This window comes from Microbacterium meiriae, assembly GCF_025143875.1.
GTDB classification, from domain to species: Bacteria; Actinomycetota; Actinomycetes; order Actinomycetales; family Microbacteriaceae; genus Microbacterium; species Microbacterium meiriae.
Window position 1 is genome coordinate 142,889 of record NZ_JAMBDU010000004.1, and the last position, 17,652, is coordinate 160,540.

The window sequence follows — 17,652 nt, forward strand, 5'->3', positions numbered from 1 at the left end:
CCCGTCGGAAGACGCGTTCACCGGGCGTTCACGGCGGTCGGCTCGAATCGGGCCGTGCGCCGCCTGCCTCTCTTCACCGTCATCGCGCTCGCCGCGGCCCTGCTCGTGGGCGCCCGCACGGTCCTCGACCGGCAGGCCGCCGTCGCGCGCCGGCGCATCGGGAAGCCGCTGGGGGAGCAGTCGCTCGACGCCGACCGTGTCTGGCGCCCAGGGCTCGAGGGCGAGCCGCTCGACCTCCTGCTGCTGGGCGACTCCCTCGCCGCCGGGCTGGGAGCGGCACGGCGGAAGGAGACCCTCGGGGCGCGGCTCGCGAAGGCGACGGCACGCCGACTCGGGCGTCCGGTGCGGCTGCGCACCGCCGCGGTCGTGGGCGCGGAGTCGCGGGATCTCGCCGGGCAGATCTCCCGGCTCCCCACGGACTATCGCCCCGACGTCGCCGTGATCGTGGTCGGCGGAAACGACGTCACCCACCGCCTCCCGCCCGCGGAGTCGGCACGGCATCTGCGCGAGGCCATCGTCAGCCTGCACGCGCTCGGCGCCCGCGTCGTCGTCGGCACCTGCCCCGACCTCGGCGCCCTGCGTGCCGTGCCCCAGCCGCTGCGCCGCATCGCCTCCGGTCTGTCCCGGCGGCTGGCCGAGGTGCAGGCGGAGGCGGCAGGCCGAGAGGGCGCGGAGACGGTCGACCTGCGGCGCGCCGTGGGGCCGATGTTCTTCGACGAGCCCGAGGAGATGTTCAGCCTCGACCGCTTCCATCCGAGCGCCCTCGGCTACCGCCGCACCGCGGAGGCGCTGCTGCCCGCGGTCGAGCGCTCCGCCGTGGCCGCTTTCAGCTCTCGGCGCCCTCCGGTGCCGCAGTGAAGGAGGCAGCCCACGCGGCCACCCGTCGGGCGCTCTCCTCGTCGGACAGATCCTCCACGCGCGTCATGATCGACCACCGCACGCCGAACGGGTCGCGGATGCTCGCGTAGCGGTCGCCGGAGACGAACAGGGACGGCGCCTCGCGGACGGTCGCCCCCGCCTCGACGGCGCGCGCGACGACGGCGTCCACATCCGGGACGTAGAGGCCCATCGAATAGCAGTCGTCGTCGCCGGAGGGGGCGGGCACGAGGTGGTACTCGGGACTGGGTTCGCCGAGCTGCAGCCGGCCGAGTCCGAAGTCGAGGTCGGCGTGCGCGACGGTGCCGCCGAACTCCGTGACGTCGACCACGCGGGCGCCGAAGACGTCCCGGTAGAACTCGACGGCGCGGGCGGCGTCGGGGATCGCGAGGAAGGGGGTCAGCGAGGTCGCGCTGTGGGGGCGGCCGTCGGTCGTGTGCGCGCCGGTCACGCCGGCCGGGGGTGTCTGATCCGTCATGTCGCCACGGTAGGACGGGGAGGGCGACAGCCGCTTGAAGATCCGCGACACGTCCTCGACGACACGTCGGTGGCGCGCTCTACGCTGGGGGCCATGGTGGACCGGACGCGCGGAGTGCTCTACCCCGCGCGGCTGCCCGCGTTCCATCGGCTGCCCCCGCCCGAAGACGCCGCCGCGCTCGTCGCCTGGTTCTGGATCCCGGAGTGGAGCCTTCCGGAGGGCGAGGTGTCCCGGCAGGAGATCGTCGCGTATCCGGCCGTCAACCTCGTCGTCGCCCCCGAGGGCGTGTCGATCTCGGGCGCCACGACACGGGCGTCGACCAGGGAGCTGCGGGGGTCGGGGTGGGCTGTCGGCGCTCTCCTGCGCCCGGCGGCCGTCGTGGCCCTCACCGACGACGCGCCGGGTCTGATCGACGCGGAGCGGTCCTTCGACGCCCCCGATCTGCACGAGGGGGTGACGGCGGCGATGCGGTCACAGCCCGGGCGACGGGAGCGCGCCGTCGCGGTCTTCTCCGCGTGGCTGTCTCAGCGCGTCGGCCCGGTCGGCGCGGTGGGGCGGCAGGCCAACGCGATGCTCGACGTGCTGCTGGGGGAGGGGGCGGCGCTGACTCCGGAGGAGGCGGCGACCCGACTCGCGGTCTCGGTGCGCACGCTGCAGCGGCTCACGCACCGCACCGTCGGGCTCTCGCCGGGCGCGATCATCCGCCGCCGCCGGTTGCAGGAGGCGGCACAGCGTCTCCGCGAGGAGCCGGAGACGGATCTGACGTCGCTCGCCGCCGCGCTGGGGTACGCCGACCACGCCCATCTCACGCGCGACTTCGCGGCCGTCCTCGGTCTGCCACCCCGCGACTATCGCGCGGGTGTCTCCGGCTGAGACCGATCAGGGCCGCCCGCGCTGCGGCCACCGCATCCGCAGGGCCCGTCCGGCGATGCCGAGCAGCACGACGCCTGTGCCGAGGAGCGAGGCCAGGACGGGGAGCGTGCTCACCAGCGCGAGACAGCCGAGCGCTCCTCCCACCTGCAGCATCCGCGGGTAGCGTCGGGCGGCCCCCTGCTGGCGGAACGCGGCGGCGTTCGCGATGAGGTAGTACAGCAGCACGCCGAAGGACGAGAACCCGATCACCTCCCGGAGGTCTCCCACGAGCACCAGCCCGATCACGATGACGGCGAGGGTGATCTCGGCACGGCGCGGCACCTGGTGCCGGTCGTCGATACGGGCGAGGACCCGGGGGAGATCGCCTTCCCGCGCCATGGCGAGCGTCGTGCGGCCGATGCCGGTGAGCAGGGCGAGCAGCGCGCCGAGGGAGGCGGCCGCCGCAGCGATCCGCACCACGGGGGCGAACGCCGACCAGCCGGCCGCGGTGAGGATGTCGGCCAGGGGCGCGGCCGCTCCCCGCGCGTCGCCGCCGAGGACGAGGAGCACCACGAGGCCCACGAGCGCGTAGACGACGACGGCACCGCCGAGAGCGAGCACGATCGCGCGCGGGATCGTCCGCGCGGGGTCCACCACCTCCTCGCCCATCGTGGCGATCCGGGCGTAGCCCGCGAAGGCGAAGAAGAGCAGCCCGGCGCCCTGCAGCACCCCGTAGACGGTCGCGTCAGGCAGCGGTGCGGGCGAGGCGGCCGGGGCGGCGCCGAAGCCGACCGCCACCACGACCGCGAGCCCGAGGAGGGAGCACGCCACGAGGATGCGGGTCGCCAGCGCCGTCCGGGTCACGCCCAGGCAGTTCACGACCGCGAGGGCGGCGACGGCGATCACGGCGACGGGGGTCTGCCATCCCGCCGGCGCGGCGTAGGCGGCGAAGGTCATGGCCATGGCGGCGCAGCTCGCGATCTTGCCGATCACGAAGCTCCATCCGGCGACGAAGCCCCACCACGGTCCGATCTCCGCCCGCGCATAGGCGTACGTGCCGCCGGCGACCGGGTGCACGGCGGCGAGCTGCGCGGAGGCGGTGGCGTTCGCGTAGGCGACCGCGGCGGCGATCGCGAGGGCGACGAGCGTCGCGTTTCCGGCGACGTCGACGGCCGGACCCCAGACCGCGAACACGCCGGCGCCGATCATCGATCCGAGGCCGATCGCTACGGCGTCCGGCAGCGTCAGGCGGCGGGCGAGGGGCATCCGGTCATCGTCCCACGCCGGGGTGAACGGCGGGTGACGGGTCATCCCCGCGCGGCGGTGACGCGCTTCTTCTCGCGGATGTAGACCTCGCGGCGCACCTTCGCCACGACGTCCCCGTGGCGATCGGTGATGACGGTCTCGAACCACTCGAGCACTTTGGCCCCGCCGTGGGCACGCTGTCGCAACTCCTCGGCCTTCTCCCGCGTCACCTCGAACTCCGCGGTCAGCACCCCACGCCCCGGCTTGAGGAACTCGATCTCGCCGCGCGTGTCCCATACGACGTAGTCCCGCCCGAGCTGGTGCATGACGAGCATGAAGAAGTAGGGGTCGGTCATCGCCGACATCGACCCGCCGAACGCGGTATTCACATAGTTGCGGGTGAGGAGGTTCACGTGCAGCTCCACGGTCGCGCGCGTCCAGTCGTCGCTGAACCGGCGGACACGGATGCCGCTGCACAGGTTGGGGATCCAGAGGCTCATGCCGAGGGCGAGGCGGCGGGGCGTGATGCGCATGAGGTCAGTGTGGAGGATGCGCGCGGCTGCGACGAAGACGACTGGAGGGTTGGCACAGTTGTTCTAGTTCACCTAGAATAACTAGGGAAGGGAGGCGCCATGCTCATCCGCGTCGATGTCGACAGCCCGCACGCGCTCTACGACCAGGTCGCCGCCTCGGTGCGCGCCGACATCCTCTCCGGAGCCCTCGCGCCCGGCGACCGTCTGCCGGCCGCCCGCGACGTGGCGGCTGCGCTCGACATCAACCAGCACACCGTCCTGCACGCCTACCAGCGCCTGCGCGACGAGGGCCTGGTCGACCTCCGGCGGGGCAGGGGCGCCGTGATCGCCGCCTCCGCCGCGCCCCTCGCGGTGCTCTCGCACGAGATCGACGGGCTGATCCGACGGGCCGCCGCCCTGGGGGTCTCCGCCGACACTCTCGCCGGAATCGTCCGCACGCACCGCGCAGAAGCCGAACCGCCCACTCCCGCCGCGACTCCCCAGGAGGCCCCCGATGACGACGCCTGACCCCACTCGCACCCCTCCGGCCACCCTGCGCCGCGCGCGACGGGCCTTCGTCCTCGTGGCGTCGGTCCTCCCCGTGCTCATCGTCGCGATCTCCGCTCTCGTGCTGATGACCTTGCTGCCGTCGTTCCCCGCCGACGTCGCGATCCACTGGGGCGTCGACGGGGCGGACGGGTTCGGCCCGGCAACCACCTACCTCTGGGTGCTCCTCGGGGTCGGTCTCGGCATCCCGGTGCTCCTGACCATCACGACGCTCGTCGCCGTCGGGGCGCACTGGGGCGCCACCGCCCGGCTGCTCGGGGCGACCGCAGCCGGCATGTCGGCGTTCGCGGCCGTGATCTGCCTGGGTTCCCTCGCGATCCAGCGCGACCTGCCGCCCGCCGGTGACGTCCCTGGCATCGCGGGGGTGATGGGGCTGGCCTTCGCGGCCCTCCTCGGCGTGGGCGCGATGGCGTGGTTCGTGCAGCCGCGCGTCCGTGCGATCCCCGGCGCCGCCCTCACGCCGCGACACGACGTGCGGGTCGGCGAGGGGGAGCGCGTCGTGTGGGTGGGGACGACGACCATGCCCACCGGTGCTCTCGTCTTCCTGCTGCTCGTGCTGCTCGGGCTCGTGGCGCTCGCCGTGATCATGGTCGTCACCCGAACCCCGATGGCCTGGGTCTCGGCCCTGGTGGCGCTCGTCGTCGGATTCGCGCTGGCGGCGACCACGTCGTTCCGGGTGCGTGTCACGCCGGACGGCATCGACGCCCGCGCCGTGATCGGGTGGCCTCGCAGGACCATCCCGGTGGCGGAGATCGTCTCGGTCCGGGCCGTGCGCATCTCGCCCTTCGGGGAGTTCGGCGGCTGGGGCTGGCGTCTCGCCCCGGACGGCCGCAGCGGGATCGTGATGCGGCAGGGGCCGGCGATCGAGGTGCATCGCCGCGACCACGGTCCCTTCGTCATCACGATCGACGGCGCGGAGGAGGCGGCAGCGCTCCTGCAGACGTACGTGGACCGGTCTGCGGGGCCTGCAGTCTCCGGGGAGACGGAGAGGGCGGAGCGATGACCACCACGACACCGACGCGCGTCCCGTGGCGCGCCGTCCTCATCTTCACCCTCACGGCCTGCGGGCTCGCCGCTCTCGTCTGCCTGCCCCTCTGGCTCGGCGACGGCCTCGCCGAGCCCTTCGCGGGGGCGATCCTTCCCGTGATGATGTTCACCCCGGCGGCCGCGGTGCTCGTCGTCATGCTCACCACGGGCGTGCCGGAGAAGGGCGTCCGCGCGCGCTTCCTCGGGATGTGGCCCCTGCGGCCCGCGAAGCGCGTCGTCGGGCTGCTGGTCGCGGCCTGGCTCGTGCCGCCGGTGCTCGTCGCCCTCGGCATCCTCCTCGCGGCCGTGCTCGGGTGGGTGCGACTCGACCTCACCTTCTCGGCGTTCGCGGACCAGCTCGCCGAGGCCCTCCCTGCGGGCGCACCCGTGCCGCCGGTCGGCGTGGTCGTGTTCGCGCAGCTCGCGGCGATCCCCGTCGGCGCCCTCGTGAACAGCGTGCTCGCCTTCGGGGAGGAGCTCGGGTGGCGCGGCTGGCTGCTCCCGGCGCTTCGTCCGCTCGGCACCTGGCCGGCGCTCCTGCTCACCGGAGCGATCTGGGGGCTGTGGCACAGCCCTGTCATCCTGCTCGGCTACAACTTCGGCCGGACGGACGTCACCGGCGTGCTGTTCATGATCGGCGGCTGCGTGGCGTGGGGCGTGCTGTTCGGCTGGCTCCGGCTGCGCTCCGGCTCGCTGTGGCCGGCGGTCGTCGCGCATGGATCCCTCAACGCCGCCGCGGGCATGATCATGATCGTCGCCGCCGTGCAGCCCGACCTCGCCCTGGCCGGGCCGCTCGGCGTGGCGGGCTGGATCGTCGCCGCCGTCGTGGCCCTCGTCCTGGCGCTCACCGGGCAGTTCCGCCGTCAGCCGGAGCTCGCCGCGCCGCGGACCCCTCCGGCCCCGCCGACGCTTGACGGCCGACCGGCGCCGGGGGTTGGCTGAGCACATGGAATCCACTCCCGCCGCCTGGGCCCGCGCCGACACCTTCCTCGCCGACACGCTCGTGGGCACGGACCCGGCCCTGGAGGCGACGCTCGAGGCGCAGCGGGCCGCGGGGCTCCCCGAGATCGAGGTCGCCCCGGTCGCGGGGAAGCTGCTGAACCTCCTCGTAAGGATGAGCGGTGCGCGCCGCGTGCTGGAGATCGGCACCCTCGGCGGCTACTCGACGATCTGGATGGCGCGAGCGGTGGGACCGGACGGACGAGTGGTGACGATCGAGGCGGAGGCCGACAACGCCGCCGTCGCCCGCGCGAGCATCGATGCCGCCGGGGTGGGGGATCGGGTCGACATCCGGATCGGGCGCGGAGCCGACGTGCTCCCGACCCTCACCGGCGCCTTCGACCTGGTCTTCATCGACGCCGACAAGGAGTCGAACACCGTCTACCTGGACTGGGCCGCGAAGCTCGGTCACCCCGGCACCGTGGTCGTGCTCGACAACATCGGCCGCGACGGCGAGATCGTCCGCGACGACTCGACGGACTCCAAGGTCAACGGCACCCGTGCGGGCCTGCGGATGCTGGGGGAGGACCCGCGCTTCGACGCCACGGCGCTGCAGACGGTCGGGATCAAGGGGTGGGACGGCATCGCGCTCGCCCTCGTCGTGTGACTCCGGCGCATCGCGCCGCTTCATCTCCGGGAGCCGTCCGATGCCGGGGATAGACTGGGCGCGGATCGACGACGCTCCACACACCCTTCCATCCTGAACAAGGAGCACATCAGTGGCACTGATCGAGGCTGTAGGCGCACGCGAGATTCTCGACTCGCGCGGAAACCCGACCGTCGAGGTGGAGGTGCTCCTCGACGACGGCATCGTGCAGCGCGCGGCCGTCCCCTCCGGCGCCTCGACCGGCGCCTTCGAGGCGTACGAGCTGCGCGACGGCGACAAGAGCCGCTACTCGGGCAAGGGCGTGCTCAAGGCCGTCGAGGCCGTCATCGACGAGCTCGGCCCGGCCATCGAGGGCGTGGAGGCGAGCGAGCAGCGCATCGTCGACGAGATCCTCATCGAGGTCGACGGCACGGACAACAAGAAGCGCGTCGGCGCCAACGCCATCCTCGGCGTGAGCCTCGCCGTGGCCAAGGCGGCCGCCGACTCCGCCGACCTGCCGCTGTTCCGCTACCTCGGCGGTCCCAACGCGCACGTGCTGCCCGTGCCGCTGTTCAACGTCATCAACGGCGGCGAGCACGCCGACAACGGCATCGACATGCAGGAGTTCTTCCTCGCGCCCATCGGCGCGGAGACCTACTCCGAGTCGCTGCGCTGGGGCGTGGAGACCTACCACGTGCTGCGTGCCGAGCTGAAGGCCGCGGGCTACGCGACCGGTCTCGGCGACGAGGGCGGCTTCGCCCCCGACCTGCCCAGCAACCGCGAGGGCCTCGACTTCCTCGTCAAGGCGATCGAGAAGGCGGGCTTCACCCCCGGCACCGACATCGCGCTCGGCCTCGACGTCGCTGCCACCGAGTTCTTCACCGACGGCGTCTACCGTCTCGACAACAAGGACTGGGACGCCGAGGCGCTCACCGAGTACTACGTCGGTCTCGTCAACGACTTCCCGATCGTCACGATCGAGGACGCCCTCGCGGAGGACGACTGGGACAACTGGAAGCACCTCACCGACGCCCTGGGCTCGAAGGTGCAGCTCGTCGGCGACGACCTGTTCGTCACGAACCCGCAGCGTCTGGCCGACGGCATCACGCGCGGCGTCGCCAACTCGCTCCTGGTGAAGGTCAACCAGATCGGCACGCTCACCGAGACGTTCGACGCGGTCAGCCTCGCGCAGCGCTCGGGCTACACCGCCATGCTCTCGCACCGTTCGGGTGAGACCGAGGACACGACGATCGCCGACCTCGTGGTCGCGACGAACGCCGGCCAGATCAAGGCGGGCGCCCCGGCGCGCAGCGAGCGCGTCGCGAAGTACAACCAGCTGCTGCGCATCGAGGAGGAGCTGGGCGACGCGGCGGTCTTCGCCGGCCGCTCGGCCTTCCCGCGCTACCAGGCCTGAGCGCCCGAGACAGCGACGCCGCTTCCGCGGCACGACCGCGCCGCCCGGAAGGCGGCAGAGACGAAGGAGGAGCCGTGGCACGACGACCGGCTCCTCCTTCGCCGTCTCCCGGGGCGGCCCCTGCCCGCCCCACATCGTCCAGGTCGCGACGGCCCCGCGAGGCCGCCACGACCGCGCCACGCGTGGACGTGCGCGAGTGGGCATCCGGCATCCGGCTGTCCGCGTTCTCGGTGATCATGCTGTCCCTCGTCGTGCTGGGCGCCTGGGTGCTCGTCCCCACGCTCGGGACCTTCATCGACCAGCGGCAGAAGATCGCCGCGCTGGAGCAGTCCGTGCAGGTGAGCGAAGACGAGATCGCGGCGCTGACCGCGGAGCGCGAGCGGTGGGACGACCCCGCGTACATCACGACGCAGGCCCGTGAGCGGCTCTACTACGTCAAGCCGGGCGAGGTCGTGTACCTCATCGACAACGACCTCGATCCTTCCGCCCTCCCGCGGGAGCAGGAGCCGGTGAGCGACACGCTCGAGGAGAAGCCGGCCGACTGGATGCCGCAGCTGCTGCGCACCCTCGTCTCCGCGGGCCTGAGCGACACCGCCGCCACCGCCGGCTGAGGGTCCGGCTCCGAGCATCCTCCCGGACGGCTCCCCTACGCTGGTGGGGTGACCACTCCGCCGTTCCCCGCGCCCACTTCCGCCGAGCTCGCCGTCGTGTCGACCCAGCTCGGACGGCCCGCCCGCGGAGTCGTCGGCATCGCGGCCCGTTGCCGATGCGGCAACCCCACGGTGGTGGCCACCACTCCGCGCCTGCCGGACGGCGCGCCGTTCCCCACTTTCTACTACCTGACGCACCCGGCCGCGACGGCGGCGATGTCCACGCTCGAGGCGAACCAGGTCATGCCCGAGCTGGCGGGGCTGCTCGCCGAGGATGAGACCGTGGCCGCGGCCTATCAGGCGGCGCACGAGGCCTATCTCGCGGACCGGGCGCAGTTCGGCGAGGTGCCCGAGATCGACGGGATCTCTGCCGGAGGCATGCCCACGCGGGTGAAGTGCCTGCACGCGCTCGCCGGGCACGCCCTGGCGGCGGGTGCCGGTGTGAACCCGATCGGGGACGCCGCGCTCGCCCGCAGCTCCTGGTCTCCCGAGGTGTGCCGCTGCGAGGAGCCCGGCGCCGCCCTCCGCGACGATCCGGCACGCTCGGCATGACGCGGCGGCGGGTGCTGCGCGGCGCCGTCGCCCTCGTGGCGGTGGCGGCATCCGTCCTGCTCCTCGGATCGACCGCCACGCCGACCCCCACGCCGCCGCCGGTCGCCGACGACCCCGCCGACCCGATCCGCGCGGCGGAGTACTGGCTGGACGGCGCCGGCATCAGGGAGGCCTGGCAGACCACGCGCGGCGAGGGCGTGACCATCGCCGTCATCGACACGGGCATCGGCAAGGTGCCGCAGGTCTTCGGCGAGGCGGTCGTCGGCGGCACCGACGTGTCCGGCGCCGGCACCCCCGACGGCCGCACGCCGCTCGGTGCGGTGGACGGCAACCACGGATCCTGGGTCGCGTCGCTCGCGGCCGGGCGAGGCAAGCCCGACGGCACCGGGATGATCGGCGTCGCCCCGGAGGCGGACCTGCTCTCGGTCTCGGTCGGCTTCGGCGCCGCGGCGGCCGTGCCGTTCACCGAGCAGGTGGCCAAGGGCATCCGATGGGCGGTCGATCACGGCGCCGACATCATCAACCTGTCGTTCACGACGAACACCCTCGACTGGGACGAGAGCTGGGACGACGCGTTCCTCTACGCCTTCGAGCATGATGTCGTGGTCGTCGTCGCGGCCGGCAACCGCGGGAGCGGCACGAACATCATCGGCGCTCCCGCCACGATCCCCGGCGTGCTCACGGTCGGCGGTGTCGACCAGACCGGAACGGCCAGCATCGAGGCCTCGACCCAGGGCATCACCATCGGCATCTCGGCGCCGAGCGAGGGCCTGCTCGGCGTGTCCGCGGACGGCGAGGTCGTCTCCTGGAGCGGGACCAGCGGCGCGGCCCCCATCGTGGCCGGTGTCGCCGCACTCATCCGCTCGGCGCATCCCGACATCTCGGCCAACGACGTCATCAACCGCATCATCAAGACGGCGATGCCGGTGGCCGATGCGCAGAAACCACGGGACCCGCTGTACGGTTTCGGGCTCGTGGACGCGGACGCGGCGATCTCGGCGACCATCCCGACCGTCAGCGAGAACCCGATGGGCGACCTGGCCGAATGGGTGCGGCTGTTCCGCCGCGCGGACAGCGCGCCGACCCCCGAGCCCACACTCGCCCCCGTGGACATCCCGCCGCTGCCGGATGCGGATGCACCGACCGAGCCCGGTTCACCGCTGCTTCCCAGCGCCGATTCCCTGCGCTACGGTACCCTGCCGCTCATCGCCCTCACGGTCCCTGGTATCCTGGTAGCGCTTGGCGTCACCGCAGCTGCCCGGCGCATCCGATCGGCGCGCGTTCCCGTACGCCACAATCCCGACTCCGAGGAGTAGTTCTTCTGTGCCTCAGAACAGCACTGTGCCCAAGATCCTGATCGTCGGCGGAGGGTACGCGGGTTTCTACACCGCGTGGAAGCTCGAGAAGCACCTGCGCAAGGGTGAGGCCGATGTGACCATGGTCGACCCGCTGCCGTACATGACGTACCAGCCGTTCCTCCCCGAGGTCGCCGCCGGATCGATCGAGGCCCGGCATTCGGTCGTCGCGCACCGCCGTCACCTGAAGCGCACGCACGTGCTCACCGCCAAGGTCACGAACATCAACCACGCGCAGAAGGTGGCCACCATCACGCCGCCCGTCGGCGAGCCGTACGAGTTCGCGTACGACCAGATCGTCGTCACCGCGGGCGCCGTCTCGCGCACGTTCCCGATCCCGGGCATCGCCGACAACGCCATCGGGCTCAAGACGATCGAAGAGGCCGTCGCGATCCGCGACAAGGTCATGTCGAACTTCGACAAGGCCGCCTCCCTCCCGGCCGGCCCCGAGCGCGACCGCCTGCTGACCGTCGTCGTCGTCGGCGGTGGCTTCGCGGGTATCGAGGTCTTCGCGGAGCTCCGCTCGCTCGCCTCCTCGCTGGTGAGCAAGTACCCGCAGCTGAGCTTCGAGGACACGCACTTCCACCTCATCGAAGCCATGGGGCGCATCATGCCCGAGGTCTCGCTGAAGACGAGCGAGTGGGTTCTCAAGGACCTCGCCAAGCGCGGCGCGAACGTCCACCTCGACACACAGGTCACCGGTGCCATCGACGGCAACGTCGAACTCTCGACCGGCGAGGTCATCCCGACGGATGTCATCGTCTGGACCGCCGGTGTCATGGCCAACCCGACCGTCGTGCGCGGCGGCGATCTGCCGGTGGAGGAGCGCGGTCGCATCCAGACCCGTGCCGACCTCCGTGTCGGTACGCCCGAGGCGTTCGTCGAGGGCGCCTGGGCCGCCGGTGATGTCTCGGCCGTCCCCGACCTCTCGGGTGGCGGCGTGGGCGGCTTCTGCGTCCCGAACGCCCAGCACGCCGTGCGTCAGGCGAAGCTCCTGGCCAAGAACGTCGTCGCCGTGCTCCGTGGCGAGAGCCCTAAGGAGTATTTCCACAAGAACCTCGGCGCTGTCGCGGGCCTCGGTCTGTACAACGGCGTCTTCCAGTCCGGCAAGATCGCGCTCAAGGGCTTCATCGCCTGGCTCGCGCACCGCGGCTACCACGGCCTCGCGATGCCGACGTGGGAGCGCAAGTGGCGCGTGCTCTGGGGCTGGTGGAACAACCTGTGGCTGGGCCGCGACCTCGTGAACCTGCAGACGGTGCAGAACCCTCGCTACGTCTTCGAGGAGTTCGCCGCCCGCCCGCGTCCCGCCGCACCCGCGGACACTGCTCCGGCGTCTGGAGCCCCGGCGGCGAAGGCCCCGGCCGCCGAGAAGCCGGCAGCTGCCCCCGCGGCGGAGACGCCTGCAGAGATCAAGAAGCCGGCCGCCAAGCGGCCCGCAGCCAAGAAGGCTCCGGCCTCTTCGTCGAAGGACTCCGCGGAGACCGCTGCGGCGAAGTGACCACCCGGTTCTGAGGAGAAGGCCCTGAGCGCGTGAGCGCCGGGGCCTTCTTCCGTTCGCGGCGCGGCGAGAGTTGGCGACGTAACATCTCACATTGTACGCTCGCAGGGTGCTCGGGAAGGGCGTGTGCACGCACCCCCGGACGACGCTGGGAGGAGGTCCGGTGAGCGCGCACGGGGGAGAGTCGCCGACCGTCAGTGTGTCAATCCGGACGGCGGCGGGCGACGAGGAGCGGGCGGAGCGCCTCGCGGAACAGCTCGACGGCGCGCTCGTCCGCATCAGCCGCACGAACACGGAGGCGGATGTCGGCGCCGAGGCCGGGGCGTGGCAGCCATGGGCACGACGAGCCACCCACCATCTGGTACTCGACGCCGCGGTGCGCCCGCACCCGCGTCTCATCGCGCAGGTGCACGAGGCGATCGCCGGACGGCCCGGGGCGGCCCTGAGACTCTTCACCCCCGGAGACGGCTACGCCTCGCACGCCCTCCGGGTGGCGGCGTTCTCCGGCCGCCCGTGGCTCATGCCGCCCGGACCCGACCCGTCGGCGGTCGCCGTGGTGCTCCCGCTCCCCGAGGCCGCGGAGTTCGCGCGTTCCCTCCAGGTCGGCGAGGTCGCCCCTGCGGGAGTGCTGCTGCATCGGTTCGCGAGGGAACGCGGCCTCGCTCTGCTCGCCAGTACCGCCGATCTCGTGCAGCCCGACCGGCCGGGGACGCACGCTCCGGGCACCGCCTTCCTCCCCGCCGCGGTCGCTCCCGCGGACTGGTGGCAGCGCGAGACGCTCCTCGCGCCGCCCTCGATCCCGGTGGTGCATCTGCGGGATGGAGAGCCGCTCTCCTACGAGGCCGTGCCGGGCGCGGCGGACAGCTGGCGCCTTCGCGCGCGGCGAGACGTTCCGACGCCGCATGCCCGCCGATTCGCACGCATGATGCACGACCGCCTTCTCGGCACGGAGGTCGCTCGCAGCCACCTGCGCGCGGCCGCCGTGCTCCTCGGGGTGGCGGGAGTGCTGCGCGACCAGCTCGTCCTGGCATCGGATCGGGGGCGGCCGTCCGACGGCTTCGGCGCGGCGGTGGCACGGGAGGCGGCGGCGACCCTCGCCCTCGGGACGCTGCCGGAGGCGGTACCGGCCGCGGGGCGACCGGATGGCGCTGCCGAGCTCCGCGACGCGTTCCAGACGCTGTATGAGGAGATGACCGGGATCTTCGGCGGCTCCCTCCCCGTGCCGGAGCGTGGAGCCGATCCATAGGCCGCCTCGCTAGCGTGTCGAAGGCAAGGGGAGTACTCCCGTCTGCAGCGACGTCGTCATGACGGGCATGTCATCGTGCCCCGGCCCGCTGGCCCGCGAGGGTGGAGGAGACCTTGGCACCCGAATCGCGGGCTGCCCGGAACCCTTGTCGTCGCCCGACGTCGCGGAGAACGGCGGCCCGTCCCACGAAGGGACCCCCATGTCGAAGCTCTCCCGCCTGATCCGCCTCGCCACCGATGCCATCGATGCGAAGGGCGGAAGTCCCGGTGCGCGTACCGGCGACGGCACTCGCCCCTCGACGGACTGGAGCGGGATGATCCGGAGCGCGGTGGACGCCGTCCGAGCCCAGGACCCCCAGCCGCAACGCCCGACCACGCCTTCTGCCGCCTCCTCGACTCCGGACGCCCGTCCCGGTGGCGCACGAGCGTCCACCTCGGGCACGTACGCCCCACCGCCGGCCCCTGGTGCCGCCGGCGGGCGCGACGTCACCGCGGCGGACCGTGCGGCCATCGCCCGGTACGACTACCTCCTGCAGACGGCCGACCCCCACCGGATCGAGCAGATCCATCGCGAGGCCTTCACGCGCCTCACGCCGACGCAGCGGGAGCACGTCGAGGCCCGCATGCGGGCCGAGCTCCCCGCGGAAGAGCGGCCGCGCTCGTCCTCCCCTGACGACCTCGCCCGCGCGGCCGGGCGGACCGAGGCGATGCGACCGGGCCGTCTGCGCGGACTCCTCTCCCGTGTCCGCGGCGGCGGTGCGGGCGGGGCCGCGGTCGCTGCGGGCGGCGCGGCGGTCGGCGTGCTGGGCGTCGTGGCCGGCGGCGCCGTCGTGAGCACCGTGGCCGCACCGCTCCTGGAGCAGGCGGCGGGGCTCGGCGTGGACTTCGAGGCCCTGGCCTCCGGCGTCGACCTCGATGCTCTGGCCGGCGGCGCCGACGAGATCCTCGGCTCGGCCGGCGAGGCCGTGTCGGGGCTCGGCGAGGCGGCGACCGGTTGGGGGGAGCGGCTCGGTGATCTCGGCATCCCCGGGATCGGAGACATCCTCGGACGGTGACGGGTGCCCCCGCTGGGACTCGAACCCAGACTGAAGCGATTTTAAGTCGCCTGCCTCTGCCATTGGGCTACGGGGGCCGCGCGGCCAGCCTATCGTCGGCGGGGTCGTGACCCGGCGGGGCTCAGGCCATAGGGTGGGGGAGTGCTCGACCTCACCGACGAACTGAGCCCCGTCCCGGGCGGCCCCGCGGTCGCCCCCGAATGGGAGGACCCGGGCCGCTACTGGCCGCGCTTGTCGGCGGCGACCGGGCATCTTCCGGCGCCGGTCGCGGTGATCGATCGCGAGGCCCTCCGCTACAACGCGATGGACCTGCTCGTCCGTGCGGGCGGTCTGCCGATCCGGGTGGCGTCGAAGTCGGTGCGGGTGCGTGCGGTCCTCGATGCCGTGCTGCGCCTCCCGGGTTTCCGCGGCATCCTCGCGTTCACGCTGGAGGAGGCCCTCTGGCTCGCGGAGACGCACGACGACATCGTGCTGGGCTACCCGACGGTCGACCGGGCCGCCCTCGAACGGCTCTGCGCCGACGAACAGGCGGCGCAGCGCATCACTCTCATGATCGACGACCCGGTGCACCTCGATCTCGTCGACAGCGTTGCGGCTCCTTCGGCGCGGCCCGAGCTCCGGGTGGCGATCGACGTCGACGCGTCCTGGCGATCGGCGCTGCTCGGACACATCGGCGTCCGCCGCTCGGCCCTCTTCTCGGCCGGTGAGGTCGCGGCGTTCGCTCGGAAGGTCGCGGCGCGCCCCGGCTTCCGTCTCGTGGGGCTGCAGATGTACGACGCGCAGATCGCGGGACAGGGCGACGCCGGCCCCGATGGGCCGCTCACCCGTCGAGTCCAGGCCCGGTCGCGTGACGAGCTGCGGGAGCGGCGGGCGGCGATCGTCTCCGCAGTCGGCGCGGTGACGCCCCTCGAGTTCCTCAACGGCGGGGGGACGGGCTCCCTCGAGTTCAGCGGCAGCGACGAGTCCCTCACCGAGGCCAGCGCGGGCAGCGGCCTGCTCGGGGGACACCTGTTCGACGGGTACCGGTCCTTCCGGCCCGCACCGGCCGCCGCGTTCGCCTTCGACGTCGTGCGCCGTCCCGCGGTGGACATCGCCACCGTGCTGGGCGGCGGCTGGATCGCCTCCGGTCCCGCGGTCGCCTCGCGGCAGCCGCGCCCGGTGTGGCCGGCGAACCTCCGCACGCTTCCGCGGGAGGCGGCCGGAGAGGTGCAGACGCCGGTGCAGGGGCCGACCGCCGCGACCCTGGGCGTCGGCGATCGCGTCTGGTTCCGTCACGCCAAGAGCGGCGAACCGGCAGAGCGCATCGCCGCCTACCACCTCGTCTCCGGCGACGAGGTCGTCGACGAGCTGCCGACGTATCGCGGCGAGGGGAAGGCGTTCCTGTGACGAGGATCGGCGGCACCTGGCAGAACTGGGGCCGATCGGCGTCCGTCCGCCCGGTCCGGGTCGAGCGCCCGCGCAGCCCCGAAGGCGTGCAGCGCGCCGTGCGGGCAGCGGCGCGGCAGGGGCTGACGATCAAAGCGGTCGGCGCCGGTCACAGCTTCACCGGGATCGCCGTCGCGCCCGGTGTGCTCCTCGAACTCGACGATCTCCAGGGCCTCGTCTCGGCAGACGTCGCGAGCGGACACGTCACGCTCCTCGCCGGCACGCGGCTGCATCGCATCCCCGGGCTGCTCGCGCGCTACGGTCTCGCGATGGAGAACCTCGGCGACATCGACCGGCAATCCATCGCGGGCGCGATCTCCACGGGCACGCACGGGACCGGCGCCGGCTTCGGCGGTCTCGCCACGCAGGTGGTGGGGGTGACCCTCATCACCGCAGACGGGGAGTTCCTCCGCATCGATGAGGCGCACAGTCCCGAGCTGCTGCCGGCGCTCGCCCTGGGGCTGGGTGCGCTCGGAATCATCGTCGAGGTGACGCTGCAGTGCGTGCCGACGTTCGTGATGCATGCGATCGACGAGCCGGTGCCCCTGGACGAGGTGCTCTCCACGATCGACGAGCGCGTCGCCGCGGCCGATCACTTCGAGTTCTACTGGTTCCCGCACACCGACGTGGCACTGACCAAGCGGCAATCGCGGCTGCCCGAGTCGACGCGGAGAAAGCCTCTGCCGATCGTGGGCCGGTGGGTGGACGAAACCCTTCTCGCCAACGGCGTGTACCGCGTCGTCTGCGCGGCGGGACAGGCCGTCCCGGCGATCACGCCGCCGTTCAACCGGCTCGCCGTGCGGCTCACCGGGGACCGGGAGTACACCGACCTGTCGAACCGCGTGCTCACCCAGAGTCGGACCGTGCGGTTCCGCGAGATGGAGTACGCGCTGCCGGCCGCCGAGGTCGTGCCGGCGTTCCGCGCCCTCCAGGAGCTCATCGCACAGCGCGGCTGGCGCATCGAATTCCCCGTTGAGGTGCGGTTCGCGGCGGCGGACGACCGCTGGCTCTCGACGGCGCACGACCGCGCGACCGCGTACATCGCGGTGCACCGGTACTGGCGGGCGGACCCGACCGTGTACTTCGGCGCGGTGGAGGAGATCATGCTGGCGCACGGCGGCCGCCCGCACTGGGGCAAGCTGCACACGCTGACGCACGAGACCCTGCGTGACCGGTATCCGCGCTTCGACGACTTCGTGGCAGTGCGCGACCGCCTCGATCCGGAGCGCCGGTTCACGAACCGGTACCTGGAGCGGGTTCTGGGCAGCTGATGCGCGGGCCGGCGAGCTGCCGAGTCCCCAGTCCACGTGCAGGCAC

18 protein-coding genes and 1 tRNA gene are annotated in these 17,652 nt (G+C 72.8%); 15 read left to right on the forward strand and 4 right to left on the reverse strand.

Translation table 11 applies throughout. The features are described 5' to 3' along the window. Positions 1-54: 54 nt before the first annotated feature. Entirely contained in the window at positions 55-858 is an 804-nt protein-coding gene (locus M4D53_RS04075; protein WP_259952126.1) for an SGNH/GDSL hydrolase family protein, read from the forward strand. Here M4D53_RS04075 and M4D53_RS04080 read toward each other — a convergent pair. Beyond that, positions 827-1,354 (reverse strand): VOC family protein, encoded by a 528-nt coding sequence (locus M4D53_RS04080; protein WP_259952128.1) that lies wholly within the window; start codon positions 1,352-1,354, stop codon positions 827-829. The two genes, M4D53_RS04075 and M4D53_RS04080, sit on opposite strands and share 32 nt — an antisense overlap. Before the next feature lie 93 nt (positions 1,355-1,447). Here M4D53_RS04080 and M4D53_RS04085 point away from each other — a divergent pair, with 93 nt between their 5' ends. After that, on the forward strand, positions 1,448-2,227 hold the full coding sequence (locus tag M4D53_RS04085) for an AraC family transcriptional regulator (RefSeq protein WP_259952129.1): 780 nt from the start codon (positions 1,448-1,450) through the stop codon (positions 2,225-2,227). A gap of 6 nt (positions 2,228-2,233) precedes the next feature. Here M4D53_RS04085 and M4D53_RS04090 read toward each other — a convergent pair whose 3' ends face one another. Beyond that, entirely contained in the window at positions 2,234-3,472 is a 1,239-nt protein-coding gene (locus tag M4D53_RS04090) for an APC family permease (protein ID WP_259952130.1), read from the reverse strand. Positions 3,473-3,513: 41 nt separating this feature from the next. Continuing rightward, entirely contained in the window at positions 3,514-3,984 is a 471-nt protein-coding gene (locus M4D53_RS04095; protein WP_259952131.1) for a PaaI family thioesterase, read from the reverse strand. Between the two features lie 99 nt (positions 3,985-4,083). Here M4D53_RS04095 and M4D53_RS04100 point away from each other — a divergent pair, with 99 nt between their 5' ends. From M4D53_RS04100 to M4D53_RS04150, 11 genes are all read left to right on the forward strand, one after another. Then, on the forward strand, positions 4,084-4,491 hold the full coding sequence (locus M4D53_RS04100; RefSeq protein ID WP_259952135.1) for a GntR family transcriptional regulator: 408 nt from the start codon (positions 4,084-4,086) through the stop codon (positions 4,489-4,491). Then, positions 4,478-5,533 carry a DUF1648 domain-containing protein gene (locus M4D53_RS04105; protein ID WP_259952137.1) on the forward strand — a complete coding sequence of 352 codons (1,056 nt, stop codon included), beginning with the start codon at positions 4,478-4,480 and terminating at the stop codon, positions 5,531-5,533. Before M4D53_RS04100 ends, M4D53_RS04105 begins: the two co-directional genes overlap by 14 nt. Beyond that, the gene (locus tag M4D53_RS04110; RefSeq protein ID WP_259952139.1) at positions 5,530-6,498 is read left to right on the forward strand and encodes a CPBP family intramembrane glutamic endopeptidase; all 969 of its coding nucleotides are present in this window, start codon (positions 5,530-5,532) and stop codon (positions 6,496-6,498) included. The genes M4D53_RS04105 and M4D53_RS04110 overlap by 4 nt, the downstream gene beginning before the upstream one ends. Before the next feature lie 4 nt (positions 6,499-6,502). Beyond that, positions 6,503-7,162: an O-methyltransferase gene (locus M4D53_RS04115; protein ID WP_187663577.1), complete on the forward strand. Its 660-nt coding sequence runs from the start codon at positions 6,503-6,505 to the stop codon at positions 7,160-7,162. A gap of 112 nt (positions 7,163-7,274) precedes the next feature. Beyond that, the gene (eno, locus tag M4D53_RS04120) at positions 7,275-8,555 is read left to right on the forward strand and encodes a phosphopyruvate hydratase (protein WP_259952141.1); all 1,281 of its coding nucleotides are present in this window, start codon (positions 7,275-7,277) and stop codon (positions 8,553-8,555) included. 182 nt (positions 8,556-8,737) lie between these two features. Beyond that, on the forward strand, positions 8,738-9,166 hold the full coding sequence (locus tag M4D53_RS04125) for an FtsB family cell division protein (RefSeq protein WP_259952142.1): 429 nt from the start codon (positions 8,738-8,740) through the stop codon (positions 9,164-9,166). 48 nt (positions 9,167-9,214) lie between these two features. Next, a complete protein-coding gene (locus M4D53_RS04130) occupies positions 9,215-9,757 on the forward strand; it encodes a DUF501 domain-containing protein (RefSeq protein ID WP_259952143.1) in 543 nt (180 codons plus the stop codon). Beyond that, complete coding sequence (locus tag M4D53_RS04135) at positions 9,754-11,073, forward strand: S8 family serine peptidase (protein ID WP_259952144.1); 1,320 nt, start codon at positions 9,754-9,756, stop codon at positions 11,071-11,073. The genes M4D53_RS04130 and M4D53_RS04135 overlap by 4 nt, the downstream gene beginning before the upstream one ends. Positions 11,074-11,098: 25 nt before the next feature. Then, complete coding sequence (locus M4D53_RS04140) at positions 11,099-12,610, forward strand: NAD(P)/FAD-dependent oxidoreductase (RefSeq protein ID WP_259952145.1); 1,512 nt, start codon at positions 11,099-11,101, stop codon at positions 12,608-12,610. A 163-nt stretch (positions 12,611-12,773) separates the two neighbouring features. Further along, positions 12,774-13,856 (forward strand): hypothetical protein, encoded by a 1,083-nt coding sequence (locus M4D53_RS04145; RefSeq protein WP_259952147.1) that lies wholly within the window; start codon positions 12,774-12,776, stop codon positions 13,854-13,856. A gap of 199 nt (positions 13,857-14,055) precedes the next feature. Beyond that, positions 14,056-14,910 carry a cation-transporting ATPase gene (locus tag M4D53_RS04150; protein WP_259952149.1) on the forward strand — a complete coding sequence of 285 codons (855 nt, stop codon included), beginning with the start codon at positions 14,056-14,058 and terminating at the stop codon, positions 14,908-14,910. A 4-nt stretch (positions 14,911-14,914) separates the two neighbouring features. On the opposite strand, the gene M4D53_RS04155 is transcribed toward M4D53_RS04150, so the two are convergent. Continuing rightward, positions 14,915-14,987: transfer RNA gene (locus M4D53_RS04155), tRNA-Leu, on the reverse strand. Between the two features lie 64 nt (positions 14,988-15,051). On the opposite strand from M4D53_RS04155, the gene M4D53_RS04160 reads away from it, so the two are divergent. Next, on the forward strand, positions 15,052-16,296 hold the full coding sequence (locus tag M4D53_RS04160; RefSeq protein WP_259952155.1) for an alanine racemase: 1,245 nt from the start codon (positions 15,052-15,054) through the stop codon (positions 16,294-16,296). Further along, positions 16,293-17,606, forward strand: coding sequence for an FAD-linked oxidoreductase, L-gulonolactone oxidase family (locus tag M4D53_RS04165; protein WP_259952156.1), 1,314 nt, complete (start codon positions 16,293-16,295; stop codon positions 17,604-17,606). The genes M4D53_RS04160 and M4D53_RS04165 overlap by 4 nt, the downstream gene beginning before the upstream one ends. The last annotated feature ends 46 nt before the right edge of the window (positions 17,607-17,652 follow it).

Excerpts from the sequence above, each read along its gene's own strand:
- M4D53_RS04150 (WP_259952149.1), top strand. The coding sequence starts at position 14,056 with ATGTCGAAGCTCTCCCGCCTGATCCGCCTCGCCACCGATGCCATCGAT.
- M4D53_RS04095 (WP_259952131.1), bottom strand. The coding sequence starts at position 3,984 with ATGCGCATCACGCCCCGCCGCCTCGCCCTCGGCATGAGCCTCTGGATC.
- M4D53_RS04085 (WP_259952129.1), top strand. The coding sequence starts at position 1,448 with ATGGTGGACCGGACGCGCGGAGTGCTCTACCCCGCGCGGCTGCCCGCG.
- M4D53_RS04135 (WP_259952144.1), top strand. The coding sequence starts at position 9,754 with ATGACGCGGCGGCGGGTGCTGCGCGGCGCCGTCGCCCTCGTGGCGGTG.
- M4D53_RS04100 (WP_259952135.1), top strand. The coding sequence starts at position 4,084 with ATGCTCATCCGCGTCGATGTCGACAGCCCGCACGCGCTCTACGACCAG.
- M4D53_RS04115 (WP_187663577.1), top strand. The coding sequence starts at position 6,503 with ATGGAATCCACTCCCGCCGCCTGGGCCCGCGCCGACACCTTCCTCGCC.
- M4D53_RS04080 (WP_259952128.1), bottom strand. The coding sequence starts at position 1,354 with ATGACGGATCAGACACCCCCGGCCGGCGTGACCGGCGCGCACACGACC.
- M4D53_RS04090 (WP_259952130.1), bottom strand. The coding sequence starts at position 3,472 with ATGCCCCTCGCCCGCCGCCTGACGCTGCCGGACGCCGTAGCGATCGGC.
- M4D53_RS04105 (WP_259952137.1), top strand. The coding sequence starts at position 4,478 with ATGACGACGCCTGACCCCACTCGCACCCCTCCGGCCACCCTGCGCCGC.
- M4D53_RS04110 (WP_259952139.1), top strand. The coding sequence starts at position 5,530 with ATGACCACCACGACACCGACGCGCGTCCCGTGGCGCGCCGTCCTCATC.